This is a genomic window from Gammaproteobacteria bacterium (genome assembly GCA_037388465.1).
GTDB lineage: Bacteria > Pseudomonadota > Gammaproteobacteria > SpSt-1174 > SpSt-1174 > JARRKE01.
This window is the reverse complement of sequence record JARRKE010000041.1, coordinates 1-16,211: the sequence shown is the minus strand read 5'-3', so window position 1 is coordinate 16,211 and position 16,211 is coordinate 1. Positions and strand designations below refer to the sequence as shown.

The window sequence follows — 16,211 nt, the reverse complement described above, 5'->3', positions numbered from 1 at the left end:
GTGGCGGCGGTGAGCTCCGGATGCCACTGCACCGCGATCAGCCAGGGATGGCCGGGCAGTTCGCAGGCCTCCACCAGGCCGTCGGGCGCGTAGGCGGCGGGCTGCAGGTCGTGCCCCAGGGTCTTGATGCCCTGGTGGTGCCAGGAGGCGGCCTGGATTTCCCCCTCGCCGATCAGGCTGGCCAAGTAGGTGTCCGGCAGGATGCGCAGGGCGTGCGGGATCGGTTCGCGCGGCGGCGCGCGGTGCAGCACGGTCTCGCCGTACACGTCCGGCAGGTGCTCGTGCAGGGTGCCGCCCAGGTGCACGTTGAGGACCTGCATGCCGCGGCAGATGGCGAGCAGCGGCAGTTCCATGTCCAGGGCGCGGCCGATGACCTCGAACTCGCAGCTGTCGCGCTCGTGGTCGATGTTGTAGAGCGTTTCGTGCGACCCACCGCCGTAACGCGCCGGGTCGATGTCGCCGCCGCCGGAGAGGACCAGCGCGTCGACCAGGTTCAGCCAGTCGGCCGGCGGGCAGCCGCCGGGCGGAAGCAGGATGGGTACGCCCCCGGCGCGGCGCACCGAGTCGGTGTATTCCGCCGGCAGGCTGTAGCGGTTGCTTTCGCCGCGCCCGTAGGTGGTGATGCCGACAATCGGTCTGTTCATTCGGGCAGGCGTCCCTCGAGTGCGTCCAGGAAGATCTGCTTGAGTTCCTTCGCCGTCACTGGCACCGGGTTGCCGGGCGTCGAGGGATCATGTTCCGCCTCCTCCGCAATCCGATCGATGTCGCGGTCGTCCACGCCGATGCCTTCCAGGGTGTGGGGAATGCCGAGGTTTTCACGCAGCGACAGTATCCAGGCGAGAAAGCCGTCGAAGTCGGGCTCGGGCAGCGCCAGATAGCGCGCGGCGGCGGCGATGCGGCGCTCCACCGCCGGGCGGTTGAAGGCCAGCACATAGGGCATGAACACCGCGTTGGTCAGGCCGTGATGGGTGTCGTAATGCGCGCCCACCGGATGGCTCAGGGAATGGATCGCCCCCAGCCCTTTCTGGAAAGCGGTGGCGCCCATGCCGGCCGCGGCCAGCATGTTGCCGCGCGCTTCCAGGTCGCTGCCTCTGGCGTAGGCGATGGGCAGGTTTTCATGCACCAGACGCATGCCCTCCAGGGCGACGCCGTCGGCAAGCGGGTGGTAGCCGGGAGCGCAGTAGGCCTCCAGGCAATGCGCCAGCGCATCCATGCCGGTCCAGGCCGTGATGTTGGGCGGCAGGCCGACGGTGAGTTCCGGGTCCATGATCACCTGGGCGGGCATCATGCGCGGATGAAAGAGGATGACCTTGCGTTCTTCCTGCTCGTTGATGAGCACCGTGGCGCGGCCGAGCTCGGAGCCGGTGCCGGCTGTGGTGGGCACGGCAATGATCGGCGCGATGCCGGCGGGATCGGCGCGCAGGTAGTTGTCGCCCACATCCTCGAAGTCCCACAGCGGTCGGGTCTGGCCGGCCATCAGCCCCACGGTCTTGCCGACGTCCAGTGCGCTGCCGCCGCCGAAGGCGATGACGCCGTCGCAACCGCCGGCGCGGTAGGCAGCCACCGCCGCTTCGAGGTTGGCGCCCACCGGGTTGGGTTTGAGATCGCTGAACACGCTCACCGGCAGGCCGCTCTCCGCCAGCCATTGGCGTGCGGTGGTGAACATGGGCAGTTCGACCAGGCCGGGGTCGGTGAGGAGCATCGGGTGCGAGATGTCGAGTTCGCGGCACACGGCGGCCAGCTCGCTGATGCGGCCGGCGCCGAAGCGCACGCGGGTGGGATAGTTCCAGTTGCCGACGGGCAGATTCATGGCGTACCTCAGGCGGTGACGGTTTTCAGATGGAAGGATTTGGGCCGGGTGAGCTGTTCGTAGCCCAGCGGCGAGAGCGTGCAGCCGCGTCCGCTGTCGCCCACGCCGGTCCAGGCCAGCGCCGGGTCGAGATAGTCGCAGCGGTTCATGAAGCAGGTGCCGGTGGCGACGCGCACGCCCAGCGCCAGCGCGGCGTCGGCGTCCGCGGTCCAGATCGAGGCGGTCAGTCCGTAGGGGCTGTCGTTCATCAGCTCCACGGCCTGCTCGTCCGACTCCACCGGCATGATGCCGACCACCGGGCCGAAGCTCTCCTCGCGCATCACGCTCATGGCGTGGTCCACGTCCACCAACACCTGCGGGGCGAGATACGGCGTGCCCGCCTTGGAGGCGGGGAACCCGTCTTCGTCGATCAGGGCGCGCGCCCCCATGGCCAGCGCGTCGGTGATCTGTTTGCGCACCCAGTCCGCGGCACGGGTGCGCACCATCGGTCCCAGCGTGGTGGCGGGGTCGAGCGGGTTGCCGAGCACGTATTGGCGGGTACGTGCGACGAAGCCGTCGACGAACCGGTCGTAAATCCCGCGCTGCACGTAAATGCGTTCGATGCCGCAGCAGGACTGGCCGGCGTTGAAGTACACCCCGTCCACCAGGTTGTCGAGGCTGTAATCCAGATCGGCGTCCGCGCGCACGTAGGCGGGGTCCTTGCCGCCAAGCTCCAGCCCCACGCCGGTGAAGTTTTCGGCGGCGACCTGTTGCACGGTGTGGCCGCCGGCAACGGAGCCGGTGAAGGCGACGAAGTTGACGCGCCGGTCACGCACCGCGCCGTCGGTGGCGGCATGGTCGAGATATACGTACTGGAACAGCCCTTCCGGCAGTCCGCCTTCGCGGAAGGCGTCCGCCAGGCGTTCGGCGGTGAGCGGGGTCTGCGAGGACGGTTTGAGCACCACCGCATTGCCCGCCATCAGCGCGGGCACGATGGAATTCACCGCGGTGAGATACGGATAGTTCCAGGGTGCGATCACCAGCACCACGCCGAGCGGGTCACGGCGGATGAAGCGGGTGAATCCCTGCATGGGATTGGGCGCCGGCACGTCCGCGAGTGCGTTATCGGCGATGTCGATCATAAAGCGCGCGCGTTCCTCGAAGCCGCGCACCTCGCCCGGGCTGTGGGCGATGGGGCGCCCCATCTGTAATGTGATTTCGCGTGCGATGCGGTCGCTATTCGCGACGAAGGCGTCCACCGCGCGCCCGAGTATTTCGGCGCGCTTGGCTATTGGCACATTGCGCCATTCGGCCTGGGCCTGGTGGGCGCGGTCCAGGATGTTGTCGAGTTCGGCCGATGTGGTGTAGGGCCGTTCGACGACGACGGCGCCGTCGATGGGGGAAATCGTGCGCAGTTGGTCGCTCATTGCTGATCTCGTTTTCGGTTGCGTGTATGTCGCTGGGCGGAGCCGTCCGGCGCGAAGTCCGGTACGACTCCGTCAAACATGGATCTTTGGATTGGTCGATTACATGCGCTCGAAGTTTCTGAACCGCTCCCAGTCGGTAACGGCGGCGTCGAAGGCCTCGATCTCGATGCGCGCCATGTTGGCGTAGTGCTCGACCACTTCCTCACCGAAGGCATCGCGCGCGATGCGGCTGGACAGCAGCAGCTCGCGCGCCTCGTGCAGCGTATTGGGCACATGCGGCTTGTCGGCCTCATAGGCGTTGCCGGCGTAGGCATCCTCCAGCGGCAGCTTGTTGTCGATGCCGTGCAGGCCGGCCGCGATCATGGCGGCCAGGGCGAGGTAGGGATTCACGTCGCCGCCCGGTACGCGGTTCTCCACGCGCAGGGATTCGCCGTGGCCGATCACGCGCAGCCCGCAGGTGCGGTTGTCCATGCCCCAGGCGACCACCGTGGGCGCGAACGACCCCTGCGCATAGCGCTTGTAGGAGTTGATGTTCGGCGCGTAGAACACGGTGAACTCGCGCAGGCAGGCCAGCTGGCCGGCGAGGAAATGCTTGAACAGCTTCGACAGGTTTGTCTTCTTGTCGCTGAACACCGGCTTGCCGTCCTTGCTGCGCAGGCTCAGGTGGATGTGGCAGGAATTGCCTTCGCGCTCGTTGAACTTGGGCATGAAGGTGATCGAATAGCCTTCCTGCGCGGCGATTTCCTTGGCGCCGTTCTTGTAGATGGTATGGCCGTCGGCGGTGCGCAGCGCCTCGTCGAAATGGAAGTTGATCTCGTGCTGGCCTAAGTTGCACTCGCCCTTGGCGTTTTCCACGGGAATGCCGGCGCCGTCCATGCTGTTGCGGATGCGCCGCAGCAGCGGTTCGATGCGCGCGGTGCCGAGCATGGAGTAATCCACGTTGTAGCGGTTGGCGGGTGTCAGTTCGCTGTAGCCCTTTTCCCAGGCCTCCTCGTAGGTGTCCTGGAACACCATGAACTCCAGTTCGGTGCCGGCCATGGCGACCAGGCCGCGTTCGGCCAGGCGTTCGAGCTGGGCGCGCAGGATCTGGCGCGGCGAGGCCACCACCGGCGTGCCGTCCTCCCATTCCAGGTCACACACCACCAGGGCGGTGGCGGGGTGCCAGGGAATCAGGCGCAGGGTGGACATATCGGGGTTGAAGACGAAATCGCCGTAACCGCGCGCCCAGGACGACATGCGATAGCCGTCCACGGTGGTCATTTCCACGTCCACGGCCAGCAGGTAGTTGCAGCCCTCGGCCTTGTGGGGGACGACCTCGGTCAGGAAGTGATGCGCCGTCAGGCGCTTGCCCTGCATGCGTCCCTGCATGTCGGTCATGACCAGCAGCACGGTGTCCACCGCGCCGTCCTTGATCAGAGCCTGCAGCTCTTTCAGGGTCAGTGCGCCGGGCAGCGGCCTGCCGCCCGAGCGTGGGGAATCCTCTTTCGATGAAGACATGACGGATCTCCGAAATCTGTAGTGACGGCGCCCCGGCGCGGGGCCGGGGCGCCGTGCATGGCCAGGATTTCAGCAGCACCCATATCGTGGGCGATGTGCTGCTCCTATAGCGGTCTTATGTCATCCGGTTACTTTTGCGCAGCAGCCCCTTCACGGTGCTTGACGGCAAACTCCTCTTCCGGGGAGAAGACCAGCGTTTTGCGCCCATAGGCGGCGAAGTAGATGATCGCCAACGCATACCAGATCGCCACGCCGATAATGCCCTGCTGATAAAGCGGATCGGTGAGCTGGAAGATGATCGTTGCAATGGCGATGATCACCGTCAGGCTTGCGCCCAGAACACCGAACGGGCTCCTGTAGGGCCGTTCGAGACTGGGGAAGGTCGAGCGCAACTTCAGGAAGGTCAGTGCCTGCAGGAGATAGGAGAACATCGCCCCGAAGACAGCCATGTTCAGAAGCGTACCGCCGATATAGGTCCCCGCGGTCTCGCCGCCCTCGGAAAACCAGATCACGAGCATGACCACGAACCCGACCGCCGCACCGGCATAGAGCGCCACGTTTGGCGTCTTGTGATCACCATGGGTCACGGACAGGAAATGCGGGAAATAGCCGGCTCGGCTGAGCGAGTAAATCTGACGGCCGAAGGCGAAAATGATCGAGTGGAAACTCGCTACCAGTCCCGCCACTGCGAACAGCGCCAGCAGTTTCGCCCATCCCGACCCGTAGATCGCGGCGAAGCCGTCAAGTATCGGCTGACCGGATGTGCCGTAAGCGAACGCCCCGCCAGGGATCGCCGGATTGATGATGAGCACCAGGAAGCCGAGTCCGATCAGCGTAAACATGCCCAGCATGATGCCCCTGGGCATATCGCGTTTGGGATCGACCGATTCCTCGGCCGCCAACGGCAATTGCTCGATAGCCAGGAACAGCCAGACGGCGAAAGGCATGGCCGCGAATACGCCCTTGAGTCCCATCGGCAACATCGAACCGCCGCCCTGCGCAAGTTCGACGGCCTGGCCGTTGGCTCCGACCCCGACATTCATGGCCCAGCGCGAAAAATCGAAGTGGCCGGAGAAAACGGCGCTCAGCAGGAAGAACGCGAGGATTGCGATCGCAATCAGCGTGACGGTTACGGTCACCTTGAACGACAGCGCCACGCCGCGGGCATTGAGACCGACGAACACGATATAGCCCGCGAGCCACCAGAGTGGCTGCCAGGCATCCGGCGTGCCGGCGATCTGAGTCATGTAAGTGCCGATAAAGTAGACCACCACCGCCGGTGTGAGGACATATTCGATGTTCTCCGCTATGCCGGTGATGAATCCGCCCCAGGGCCCGAATGCCGTTCGGGCGAAAGAATAAGCACCGCCGGTATGTGGCAGTGCCGGGCTCATCTCGGCGATCGAATAGGTCAGGCCGAGATACATGATGGCGATGATGATGGTGGCGATGAACATGCCACCCCAGCCCGCGACCGCGAAGCCCAGGTTCCAGCCGGAAAAGTCGCCGGATATGACCGCTCCGACGCCGAGCGCCCATAGTGAAAAGACGCCCGCATGCCTTTTCAGCACACGCTTGTCGAAGTATTCCTGTCCGGGGACGTGATACGAAACCCCGCCCTCGTGCCGTTTGTTTTCGCTTGACATGTTTACACTCCCTCTTTGGGGTAGGTTTACCGTCAATTGGCATCTTTCTCTGAGATCCGTATTGTACGGTACGTTACATTTAATAGCCTCCCACACAATAACGTAACATTTGTTATAACAGCTCAGGCCAGATGTCAAATCGTTGACGAGGCCCCTGAAACCCGGATGAACCCACGGAGGCGCTTCGGTGAGGAATACGGATGGATGAAAATATTGCACAGCGAGTGACCGCGAGGCTCAGCGAAATGCCCGCAAGCGAGCGCAAAGTCGCGCAGACGCTGATGGCAAACTACCCGCTTGCAGGGCTTAGGACGGTCGCCGAGTTCTCGAAAGATGCCGGCGTGAGCGCGCCGACCGTGCTGCGCTTCGTGGCGCGCATCGGGTTCCAGAGCTACGGGGACTTCCAGGCGGCCCTGAAGGAGGAGCTGAGCGCCCAGCTGCAGTCCCCGCTGGCGCGCTCCGACCGGCTTACCCCGCGGGTCGACCATACGACGTTGGCCTTCGTGCAGGCGGTCGAGGAGAACATCGCGGAGACTTTCGCCCACGTCAGCGATGCGCAGATCGACGCGATAGCGGCGCTCCTGGGCGACAGAAGGCGCCCGGTCTATCTCGTTGGCGGCCGGTTCACCGACCCCATTGCCCGCTATGCTACCGCCCATCTGCGTATCATCCGCCCGCACGTCGTGCATCTGGACGGCCAGGAAAGCGGCTGGCGCGATCGCCTGCTGGACATGACGCGCTCGAACATCCTCGTCCTGTTCGACATCCGGCGTTATCAGCAAAGCCTGTTGCGGTTCGCCGAGGCTGCGGCAAAGCGCCAGGTGACCGTGGTCCTGTTCACCGATCAATGGCTTTCCCCCATATCGAGGGTGGCCAAGCATGTGGTCGCGGCGCGTACGTCGGTGCCCTCGCTGTGGGACTCGAGCGCGGCGCTGTTCGTGCTCGTCGAGGCATTGCTCGGCAGGATCACCGAGAACTCGGCCCCCGCCAGCGTGAAGCGTATTCGCCAAATGGAACGCATGGGGCCGTTCGGGAGTTCTACCGAATAAACCCGATACAGAGACCAAAGCCCCGTTACCCAAACACAGAAGCTGCACTATGGCACTGAGCGTCTTCGACCTGTTCAAGATCGGCATCGGCCCGTCCAGCTCGCACACGGTGGGGCCGATGAAGGCCGCCGGCCGTTTCGCGCACGGCCTGGAAAAGCGCGGCCTGCTCGAACGCACGTCGCGCATCGTCGTGCACCTGCACGGTTCCCTGGGGCATACCGGGCGCGGCCACGGCAGCGACCGGGCCATCCTGCTGGGGCTGATGGGAGAGGAGCCGGAGACGGTCGATCCGGACCGGATTCCGGAGCTGCTGGCTGAGATCGAGACCAGCGGGCGGCTACAGCTGCTGGGCCGGCATCCGCTGGCGCTGGACCGGCGCAACGACCTGCATTTCCACAAGCGGGAGCGCATGCCCCTGCACCCGAACGGCATGCGTTTCGAGGCCTTCGACGCGCAGGGGACCTTGCTCGATACGCGCGACTACTACTCCATCGGCGGCGGCTTCGTGCTCAACGCCGAGCAGGCGGCGGGGGAGCGCATCGTGCCGGACAGCACGCAAGTGGCCAATCCATTTTGCAGCGCCACGGAGCTGCTGGAACTGTGCGAGTCGCGGGCCTGCAGCTTCGCCGCCATCATGCGCGCCAACGAGCTGAGCTGGCGCAGCGTGGCCGAGGTCGATGCCGGCCTGCTGCATCTCTGGTCGGTCATGCAGGCCTGCGCGGCGCGCGGCATCGCCACCGAAGGCGAACTGCCGGGCGGACTGCACGTGCCGCGCCGGGCGCCGCAGCTGTTTCAACGCCTGAGTTCACGCACCGATCCCAGCGCCAGCGATCCGCTGGCGATACTCGACTGGGTGGACCTGTACGCCCTGGCGGTAAACGAGGAGAACGCCGCCGGCGGACGCGTGGTGACGGCCCCGACCAACGGCGCGGCCGGGGTCATCCCCGCCGTGCTGCACTACTACACGCGCTTTGTGCCCACGGCCGATGAGGCCGGCGTGGTCGATTTTCTGCTTACCGCCGGCGCCATCGGGATTCTGTACAAGGAAAATGCCTCCATCTCGGGGGCGGACGTGGGGTGTCAGGGCGAGGTGGGCGTGGCCTGCTCCATGGCGGCAGGGGCGCTGGCGGCCGTGCTGGGTGGCACGCCGGCCCAGGTCGAGAACGCGGCCGAGATCGGCATGGAGCACAACCTCGGTCTCACCTGCGATCCGGTCGGTGGCTTGGTGCAGATCCCCTGCATCGAGCGCAACGCCATGGCGGCGGTCAAGGCCATCAACGCCGCGCGCATCGCCCTGCGCGGCGACGGCAGTCACCGCGTGTCGCTGGACCGCGTCATCAGCACCATGCTCCAGACCGGGCATGATATGAAGGACAAGTACAAGGAAACCTCGCGCGGCGGGCTGGCGGTGAACGTCATCGAGTGCTGAGTGCAAGAACAGATTCTTCCTCGCCCGCAGGTGCGTGAGGCAAGCCACGATGGCCTGAGACAGCCTTGCCAGAGCGCAATAAGAAGTTAAAGATACAAGCGATATCCGGCTTTAATCGTCAGCATGGTCGTAATACCAAGGAGCCAGATTTATGAATAGTCGTCCTGGACTGTTTGTATTTACTACGATTCTTTCCGTATGTCTGTTGCTACTGCATGGATGTGCCACGACAGCTAAAAATCCACATGAATCCGTCGCGTTCCAATCGGCGCAAGGCGATGTGACATTTCCTCCCCGGGAGACTGCTGTAGCAACTCAGGAAAATCCGGAGAGCCTGACTAAAGGAAATTATGTGGAGGTAGGCAGGCTTGCCGTGCGGTATACGATCAAGGCCTGCTCTGGTGTGTCTTCTGGCCGCGATTGCGAGGACATAACCCATAAAGATGATTCGGCAAGCCGCCTTTTGAGTGAAGCGGCATCGAAAGGTGGAGATGTGGTTCGGTTTGGCGTGCGCGATAAGAAAGAAACGATCTCGGGAACCAGAAATGGCAGGTGTTTGGAAAAGCATACATACAAGATGCTTGAGAGTGTTCCAACGTATCTCAAATCGAATTGCAAGTACGATAACGGGATAGCGGTTCCTGGCTCTTGTATTAAAAAGAAAATTGGGGAGCACCGTGAATGGGTGACTCACACCTCATGTGATAAATGGGAGCAGATACCCTATACGGATACAGTTAGCGTAAGCACCGGTGTCGTATGGCGGCACGACCCGGCTTTTGTCCAGGATGCAGCAAGGCAGGCAGTGTTGGTTCATGGAACGCGAAAGCAGGTGGCGAAGCTGTTCAGGGACCCGTCGTCGGTTAACAAGCCGTTGTTAAACAATAAATTACCGGTAATAGTGGCTATTGAGAATGGAAATGTGGAGGCTGTTAAGGCCCTCCAGGAAAAAGGGGCGGATTTTGATGCGGCATTCTGTACGCAGGCACGTGATTTTATCGCTGGAGACAGGGGCTGGAATACCCTGGAGCGATTGCACGCCATCGGCATACGGCTGGGTAAACAAGGACAAGGCTGTGCGGTGCCATTGGCTAAAGATGCGCAGGCAACAAGGAAGTTGTTGAAATACGGTGTAAGCGCCAATGCTAGTAACGCCATGGGCGTGAGTATGCTGACTCGAATTGCAAACAATAAGGATGCTGTTCGATGCGCTGAAATATTGTTGCGGAACGGCGCGGATATCAATTTGAGAAATAAATTCGGCGAAACCGCGTTATTTACCGTGGCCACTTCTGAAAACGACCGGTTGGTAAAATTTTTTCTCGCGCATGGCGCCAATCGCGCGATACAAAACAGTGCCGGGGTAACGGCGTTGGATTTGGCGAAAATTTACCTGCTGTGGATGAAAGCGAACCCAAAGAAAGTGAATGCTGCGTCAATTAGCTCGCAAGAGAAGATTGTGGGCATTCTGAGTGACAAGCCGCAGTAGGCGGAGCGGTGTGTAGAGCCCGCTAAACTTTATGATTTTCCGGCGAATCGTATTCGCCGTATGCCGGTCATGTCCTCAGCGCTGCTCCCTGGCAATGGCCTCCAGGGTGGGCACGGCCACGCCGTATTTGGCGGCGCCCTCCAGGGCACGGGCCAGGCGGGCCGGTGCGCTACGTCCCATGCACTTGTGCGCCGGGTCGCCTTCGAATGCCTCCAGCACCGCATGCAACAACGCATCGGCGTCGAATTGGCTGCCGGTCCTGACGGATTCCAGCTGTAGGATTTCGGCGAACACCGCACGCGCGAGATCTTCATGATCCGACCACAGCTCCTGCACCGTGCCGCCGGTGCGCAGGCCGCAGATGTTGGTGGTGAGGATGTACAGGTTCTTGCGCACGAGCTCGAACAACAGGCGATCGGCGTCGCTGACACGCGCCCAGGCGATGCCCAGCGCGTCCAGCGCCTCGGCCAGGATGGATGCACCCGGGCCGTAAACTGGCGTCGGCACCAGCACCTTCACGTCCTGGCCCTTTTTCTTTTCGAACCAGATCGAGGCCACGGTGGGGTTGGCGAGGTCATGCGCCTGCCAGTCGGCCGGCAGCAGTTCGTTCTGGATCAGCGCCAGCCTGTCGCGCCAAGCAGCGGGGATGGCATCGAGGGTAGGGTGCAGGTCCGCCTCACCCACGGTGACCAGCACCAGCGCGGGCTCGGGGAACACATTTGCCGCCTGGTGTATGTCGTCGCCGCGATTCACGGGGAACACGGGATATCCCGCCTTCAACAGGCCGCGCGCGAACACGCCACCGATCTCGCCGATACCGATGATGGCCACTGCCGGTTTCATCCCGCTGCTCCTGTGTTTTTGAAATCGTGCGCGAGTTTAACAAACCCCGCGACCGGAACCGCTGCTATGCTGCGCGGTCACAGATGCGACCCCGACCGGAGCCCGAGGCATGACCCCAGAGTTGATCCCCCACCTCCTGATGCTTGCCGCGATGCAGGGGGTGAGCGAGCTGTTCCCCATCAGCAGCCTCGGCCACAGCGTGCTGGTGCCGGCCCTGCTGCACTGGCCGCTGAACCGTGATGCCGTCTGGTTCCTGCCCTTTATCGTGGTGCTGCACCTGGGTACGGCCACGGCCCTGGGGCTGTATTTCTGGCGGGACTGGTGGCGGCTGCTGAGCGGGTTCGTGCGCGCACGCGGCCGCACCAGCGACCCGGATGCGCGCCTGCTGTGGCTGTTGATGATCGGCACGGTGCCGGCGGGGCTGATCGGGCTGGCGCTGGAGCATCGCATCCGTGACCTGTTCGGCGGCTATACCATCGTCGCCGTGGCCTTGATCCTGAACGGTGGTCTGCTGTGGCTGGGCGACCGCTTCAAACACCGCGTGGCCACGGCGGATCTGCACGAACTCAGCTACGCGCGTGCCTTCGGCGTGGGCGTCGCGCAGTCCCTGGCGCTGATCCCCGGTTTTTCACGCTCCGGTGCGACCCTGGTCGCGGGGCTCGCCGCCGGGCTGGATTATGCCGCCTCAGCGCGGTTCTCGTTCCTGCTCGCAACGCCCATCATCGCCGCTGCCGGCGTGCTCGAAGTGCCCAAGCTCATCAAGGCGGGCGCTGCCCTGCCGTTGGGCTGGATGTTCACGGCCGGTGCCATCGCCGGTATATGCGCTTGGCTCAGTACGGCCTTTTTGATGCGCTGGTTTGGCGGGCACGAGGTGAAGGCCCTGCGCCCGTTTGCGATTTACTGCGCTGTGTTGGGGGTGTTGGCGTTGGTGGTGGGATAGGGGAAGTGCTGAGTTCGAAGTGCAGAGGGTTGGGTAAAAGCCAGTTAATCAAAAGCTTCCATATACGGTTGAATATTGTGCACTGTCTCTAATCATTTATTGTGATTCAGCCTAGATTGCCACAGCGAACCCAATGATCTTCCGTGACAATCGCGATTGGCAATCCAATTTCCCTGTATTCCAATGCTTTTTCAATTTTCCTACCAAAGCTTTCATGTGCCCAGCTATCGGTTACGTATGTTCCAAGAACGAGGTAATCGAGATTTTTGTTAACACCTTTCGCGATAACACCCCCTAGGGATTCTGTGGCTTCGTTGCATTGTTTTCTGGTACCAAAAGCGCACGTACCCGTGAAAAGAAATGATTTACTCTCGAAGGTGATTTCAGGTAGTGGATCGTTGATGGGTAGGGTTGATGTTTTGGAAAGCTCTCCAATCTCTGTTGATTCACCAGCAATTTTATGAAGGGTACTAAGTAACTCTGCGGATTCTTCTTGATCTAGGATTCCGTCCTCAAGCATGGACGAGACTTTCTGAAGCAGATTGGCAATTATGGGATTGTCGCTTGCCTGTCTGTTCTGTATTAGCCAGCTTAGCAAAAATTCAGCTTCTGCTTGATCCACTCTCCCGTCTGCCATGATCCCTTTACTTAGTCCAATAAGAGTATCGATTTGGCGGTCCTGAATATTTTTTCTGTTGAACCTCGTAAACATATCCATTGTTTAGTTCTCCACTGACTAATGAGGGAAAAACGAGATATTTAGAGTCTGAGTAACAACTCAGAATGAAAAGAGAGAATGCAGCAAGTTTTTACTCTGACCCCAAATACGACTAAATTCGCCCCAACCTTTGATTGGAATAGTTTTATAGCCCTTCCTAGCAGGTATTGCGTATAAACATATGCCAAATGCAAGAAAAGCTAATATTAAAGAAAGCATTCCCAAGACTGTCAGAATAAAACTACTGATAATTTCAATATTAAAGTATTTAAATCCAGCGGCATAAATACCAACAAGAGCAGCTGAAACCCAAAGATACGTTCTCCCTACTGCTACTTGATGTCTATTTATATCAATGTAGCTTGTCCAGTAATCTTTGGTAACGCCATCTAGTACCTTTTCCAGTGACTTGGCGTAACCTTCGTAGTCATACTCTTTGTTATTCTCGCTCATCGTCATGAATTTAGTGGCTAACGCAAAAGCTCAGCCGACGCCGCGAAGCGGCGGTCGGCTGCAGCGCATTGTTGGGCGACTTCTCCGCACATCAACGTTCAAAGCTTGGCTAAGTCTCGTATTCATCGTGTAAACGCCACCACTCATACGGAGGGGTTTGCGGCCAACCTTCCGGAGAGTCTTCCCAAGTTTCCTGGCGACCGTACGGCGTAAGATCAAGCAATCGGAAATTGGTATCGAACAGCTCGCCACCACGGGCTTTGGTAATGTATGTACGATATACGCGGTTCTCATCGTCACGAATGAACACGTTGACCGCAAACCCTTTCCCAGCATCGAAGGCGTCAGCAAAACGGCGATCGTGATCGGTGTACCAGGGAGCGTTCCAACCCATCCGCTTTTGCAAGGCGACGATCTCGTTCTGCGGTGCCGGTGACGTGAATACGAAACTGGTATTTCTGGCATTGACGTGCGACAGATTATGGCCGACGTTGTCCATGACCATTGAGCAGCCCTTGCAAGGCGTTGCACCTGGCTCCAGCATTGCACAATAAACAATTAGTTGCCGATACCCACGGAATAGGTCGATCAGTGATACCTGACCCTCGGGTCCCGTGAACGTGTAGTCGTTTTCGACGAACACCATCGGTAGTCTGCGACGCTCGGCGGCCAACGCGTCCAACGCCTGCGTCAACGCCTTTTCCTTGTTGAGGAGTTCTTGGCGTGCTCGTTGCCACTCTTCATGCGACACGACTTTCGGAAGTTTTATCTCACTTGTTGTCATGATTTAGGACCCTTTCGTTCGAGATACACTTCATAGTCGAATGAGCAAGCCCGATTTCGACAGCGCCTGACGCCCAACTATAATTCCATGACGATATCGACGCGTTGTAACGTGCCAATATCGTCGGATAAAATTCGACATAAAGCACAACCCATTGATTTGAATGAGGTCGCTTGTGGGTATGCAACAATAACCTGGCGGGGAAAAGCGGCGGAGTTTTCAAGCGGACCTCCTGTCTGTTCGTCCTTTCCAATCCTACTCCGTCCTCAATGCTTCCACCGGGTCCAGATGCGAGGCCCTGCGTGCCGGGAGCACGCCGGCGATCAGGCCGATGAGGGCGGCGATGATTTCCGCCAGTAGCACATAACCCCAGGCGGTGTGGGTGGGCAGGGCGGGTATGAGTAAGTGTAGTAGCCAGGCGCCGCCGATGCCGATGATGAGTCCGGCGAGGCCGCCGAGGCTGGCGAGGAACACGGCCTCGCCCAGGAACAAGCCGAGCACCTGGGCGCGCTTGGCGCCCAGCGCGCGCAGCAGGCCGATCTCCCCAGTGCGTTCGTTCACCGCGATGGTCATGATGGTGAAGATGCCCACCGCGCCCACCAGCAGGGAGATGCCGCCCAGCGCTCCCACCGCGAGGGTGAGGATGTTGAGGATGTTGTTCAGGGTGGCGAGCATGTCTTCCTGAGTGGTGATGGTGAAGTCCTCGCTGCCGTGGCGCTGCTCCAGCACGGCCTTGATCTTGTTCGCCACGATCTTGGACGGGATGCCCGGCGGGTAGGTGACGTCGATCTCCATCAGGCTTTCACGGTTGAACATGGCCAGCGCGCGCCCTGCCGGAATATAGACCGCATCGTCCAGGTCCACGCCCAAGACTTGCCCCTTGGGCGCCAGCACCCCGATGACGCGGAAGGTCTCGCCGCCGATGCGGATGCGCTGGCCGAGCGGGTTGGCCTCGCCAAACAGTTCGTCACGCAGCTTGGAGCCCAGCACGGCGAAGGCGCGCGCGGTGCGGGCGTCGTCGCGCGGCAGGAAGCGGCCGATGGCCAGCGGCACCTGCCATACCTCGGGCTGGTCCGGTCCGGTGCCGTACACGGTGGTGCGGCGGGTGCGGTTGTTCGCCTCGGTGAGCGCGTTGCCCTGCACGACCGGCACCATGGCATCGACCAGCGGCAGGCGCGCGATGGCCTCGGCGTCGCCCAGGGTCATCGGGCGCACGTTGGCGATCACCCCGCCCGGCATGCCGTGGGTGGTGGTGCGCCCCGGGTTGATGGCGATGAGGTTGGTGCCGAACTGGGTGAACTCGTGCAGCATGAACTGGTGCACGCCTTCGCCGATGGAGGTCAGCAGTACCACCGCCGCGATGCCCACCGAGATGCCGAGCGCGGTGAGAAAGCTGCGCATGCGCTGGCCGATGACGGCGCCAAAGGTTAAGCGGACATAATCCTTACTCAGCATTTCGTATTCAGCGCTTGGTCAGGGCCTGGACGGGATCGAGCCGCGCGGCGCGGCGCGCCGGCAGCACGCCGAACACCAGCCCGCTGAACAGGGCCACCCCCACGCCGGCGAACACGGCCCACAGCGGGGCGGAGAGCGGGAAGCTCGGGAAGAACTGTCCCAGTACGTACACCCCCGCATAACCGACCGCCACGCCGACGGCGGCGCCCAGCAGCGAGAGCACGGCCGACTCGACCAGGAACAGCCTGGCGATCTGGCGCGGCGGGGCACCCAGTGCCTTGAGCAGGCCGATCTCGGTGGTGCGCTGCGACACGGCCACCAGCATCACGTTCATGATCAGGATGCCGGCCACCGCCAGGCTGATGGCGGCGATGCCGGCCACGGTCAGGGTGAGGGCGGTGAAGATGCGGTCGAAGGTGGAGAGGATGGCGTCCAGGCTGACGAGGGTGACGTCGTTCTCGCCTTCGTGGCGGGCCATGATGATGGATTCGATGGCCTTTTTGGCGGCGGGGATGGACTCGCGTCCCCGCACCTCGATCAGCACGCGGAACATGGAGTTGGTGTCGAACAGGGCCTGCGCCGCCGCGACCGGAATGATGGCGACGTCGCCCATGTCCATGCCCAGGGACTGCCCCTTGGGGGCGAGGATGCCGATGACCCTGAAACGCCGGTCGCCGATGCGCACCAGCTCG

At 61.7% G+C, this 16,211-nt stretch carries 15 protein-coding genes; 4 read left to right on the top strand and 11 right to left on the bottom strand.

Annotated elements, in window-relative coordinates; genetic code table 11:
• The 5 genes from P8Y64_09170 to P8Y64_09150 form a co-directional block, all read right to left on the bottom strand.
• Positions 1-644 (bottom strand): gamma-glutamyl-gamma-aminobutyrate hydrolase family protein (locus P8Y64_09170; protein MEJ2060641.1); only part of this gene is annotated, 644 nt, incomplete at its 3' end.
• Entirely contained in the window at positions 641-1,810 is a 1,170-nt protein-coding gene (locus P8Y64_09165; protein MEJ2060640.1) for an iron-containing alcohol dehydrogenase, read from the bottom strand. The genes P8Y64_09170 and P8Y64_09165, both read right to left, overlap by 4 nt.
• Before the next feature lie 8 nt (positions 1,811-1,818).
• Positions 1,819-3,216, bottom strand: coding sequence for an aldehyde dehydrogenase family protein (locus P8Y64_09160; GenBank protein MEJ2060639.1), 1,398 nt, complete (start codon positions 3,214-3,216; stop codon positions 1,819-1,821).
• 99 nt (positions 3,217-3,315) lie between these two features.
• On the bottom strand, positions 3,316-4,713 hold the full coding sequence (locus P8Y64_09155) for a glutamine synthetase family protein (protein ID MEJ2060638.1): 1,398 nt from the start codon (positions 4,711-4,713) through the stop codon (positions 3,316-3,318).
• A 128-nt stretch (positions 4,714-4,841) separates the two neighbouring features.
• Entirely contained in the window at positions 4,842-6,359 is a 1,518-nt protein-coding gene (locus P8Y64_09150) for an amino acid permease (protein MEJ2060637.1), read from the bottom strand.
• A gap of 200 nt (positions 6,360-6,559) precedes the next feature.
• Between P8Y64_09150 and P8Y64_09145 the strand changes: the two genes are divergently transcribed.
• The 3 genes from P8Y64_09145 (at position 6,560) to P8Y64_09135 (ending at position 10,326) form a co-directional block, all read left to right on the top strand.
• Complete coding sequence (locus P8Y64_09145) at positions 6,560-7,408, top strand: MurR/RpiR family transcriptional regulator (protein ID MEJ2060636.1); 849 nt, start codon at positions 6,560-6,562, stop codon at positions 7,406-7,408.
• 49 nt (positions 7,409-7,457) lie between these two features.
• Entirely contained in the window at positions 7,458-8,837 is a 1,380-nt protein-coding gene (locus tag P8Y64_09140) for an L-serine ammonia-lyase (protein ID MEJ2060635.1), read from the top strand.
• Between the two features lie 151 nt (positions 8,838-8,988).
• Positions 8,989-10,326 carry an ankyrin repeat domain-containing protein gene (locus P8Y64_09135; protein ID MEJ2060634.1) on the top strand — a complete coding sequence of 446 codons (1,338 nt, stop codon included), beginning with the start codon at positions 8,989-8,991 and terminating at the stop codon, positions 10,324-10,326.
• Between the two features lie 75 nt (positions 10,327-10,401).
• Here the strand turns inward: P8Y64_09135 and P8Y64_09130 are convergent, their stop codons facing one another.
• On the bottom strand, positions 10,402-11,169 hold the full coding sequence (locus P8Y64_09130; GenBank protein MEJ2060633.1) for a hypothetical protein: 768 nt from the start codon (positions 11,167-11,169) through the stop codon (positions 10,402-10,404).
• Positions 11,170-11,278: 109 nt separating this feature from the next.
• Between P8Y64_09130 and P8Y64_09125 the strand changes: the two genes are divergently transcribed.
• On the top strand, positions 11,279-12,109 hold the full coding sequence (locus tag P8Y64_09125) for an undecaprenyl-diphosphate phosphatase (GenBank protein MEJ2060632.1): 831 nt from the start codon (positions 11,279-11,281) through the stop codon (positions 12,107-12,109).
• Positions 12,110-12,215: 106 nt separating this feature from the next.
• Here P8Y64_09125 and P8Y64_09120 read toward each other — a convergent pair whose 3' ends face one another.
• From P8Y64_09120 to P8Y64_09100, 5 genes are all read right to left on the bottom strand, one after another.
• The gene (locus P8Y64_09120; GenBank protein MEJ2060631.1) at positions 12,216-12,827 is read right to left on the bottom strand and encodes a BRCT domain-containing protein; all 612 of its coding nucleotides are present in this window, start codon (positions 12,825-12,827) and stop codon (positions 12,216-12,218) included.
• Positions 12,828-12,887: 60 nt separating this feature from the next.
• The gene (locus P8Y64_09115) at positions 12,888-13,280 is read right to left on the bottom strand and encodes a hypothetical protein (GenBank protein ID MEJ2060630.1); all 393 of its coding nucleotides are present in this window, start codon (positions 13,278-13,280) and stop codon (positions 12,888-12,890) included.
• A gap of 109 nt (positions 13,281-13,389) precedes the next feature.
• Positions 13,390-14,049, bottom strand: coding sequence for a DUF899 domain-containing protein (locus tag P8Y64_09110; GenBank protein ID MEJ2060629.1), 660 nt, complete (start codon positions 14,047-14,049; stop codon positions 13,390-13,392).
• A 270-nt stretch (positions 14,050-14,319) separates the two neighbouring features.
• The gene (locus tag P8Y64_09105; GenBank protein ID MEJ2060628.1) at positions 14,320-15,519 is read right to left on the bottom strand and encodes an ABC transporter permease; all 1,200 of its coding nucleotides are present in this window, start codon (positions 15,517-15,519) and stop codon (positions 14,320-14,322) included.
• Positions 15,520-15,526: 7 nt separating this feature from the next.
• The coding region (locus P8Y64_09100) for an FtsX-like permease family protein (protein MEJ2060627.1) at positions 15,527-16,211 on the bottom strand (685 nt) is incomplete at its 5' end.

What these genes read in the sequence shown, in the direction of transcription:
- P8Y64_09165 (MEJ2060640.1), bottom strand. Translation starts at nt 1,810, where the DNA reads ATGAATCTGCCCGTCGGCAACTGGAACTATCCCACCCGCGTGCGCTTC.
- P8Y64_09160 (MEJ2060639.1), bottom strand. Translation starts at nt 3,216, where the DNA reads ATGAGCGACCAACTGCGCACGATTTCCCCCATCGACGGCGCCGTCGTC.
- P8Y64_09155 (MEJ2060638.1), bottom strand. Translation starts at nt 4,713, where the DNA reads ATGTCTTCATCGAAAGAGGATTCCCCACGCTCGGGCGGCAGGCCGCTG.
- P8Y64_09150 (MEJ2060637.1), bottom strand. Translation starts at nt 6,359, where the DNA reads ATGTCAAGCGAAAACAAACGGCACGAGGGCGGGGTTTCGTATCACGTC.
- P8Y64_09145 (MEJ2060636.1), top strand. Translation starts at nt 6,560, where the DNA reads ATGGATGAAAATATTGCACAGCGAGTGACCGCGAGGCTCAGCGAAATG.
- P8Y64_09140 (MEJ2060635.1), top strand. Translation starts at nt 7,458, where the DNA reads ATGGCACTGAGCGTCTTCGACCTGTTCAAGATCGGCATCGGCCCGTCC.
- P8Y64_09135 (MEJ2060634.1), top strand. Translation starts at nt 8,989, where the DNA reads ATGAATAGTCGTCCTGGACTGTTTGTATTTACTACGATTCTTTCCGTA.
- P8Y64_09130 (MEJ2060633.1), bottom strand. Translation starts at nt 11,169, where the DNA reads ATGAAACCGGCAGTGGCCATCATCGGTATCGGCGAGATCGGTGGCGTG.
- P8Y64_09125 (MEJ2060632.1), top strand. Translation starts at nt 11,279, where the DNA reads ATGACCCCAGAGTTGATCCCCCACCTCCTGATGCTTGCCGCGATGCAG.
- P8Y64_09120 (MEJ2060631.1), bottom strand. Translation starts at nt 12,827, where the DNA reads ATGGATATGTTTACGAGGTTCAACAGAAAAAATATTCAGGACCGCCAA.
- P8Y64_09115 (MEJ2060630.1), bottom strand. Translation starts at nt 13,280, where the DNA reads ATGAGCGAGAATAACAAAGAGTATGACTACGAAGGTTACGCCAAGTCA.
- P8Y64_09105 (MEJ2060628.1), bottom strand. Translation starts at nt 15,519, where the DNA reads ATGCTGAGTAAGGATTATGTCCGCTTAACCTTTGGCGCCGTCATCGGC.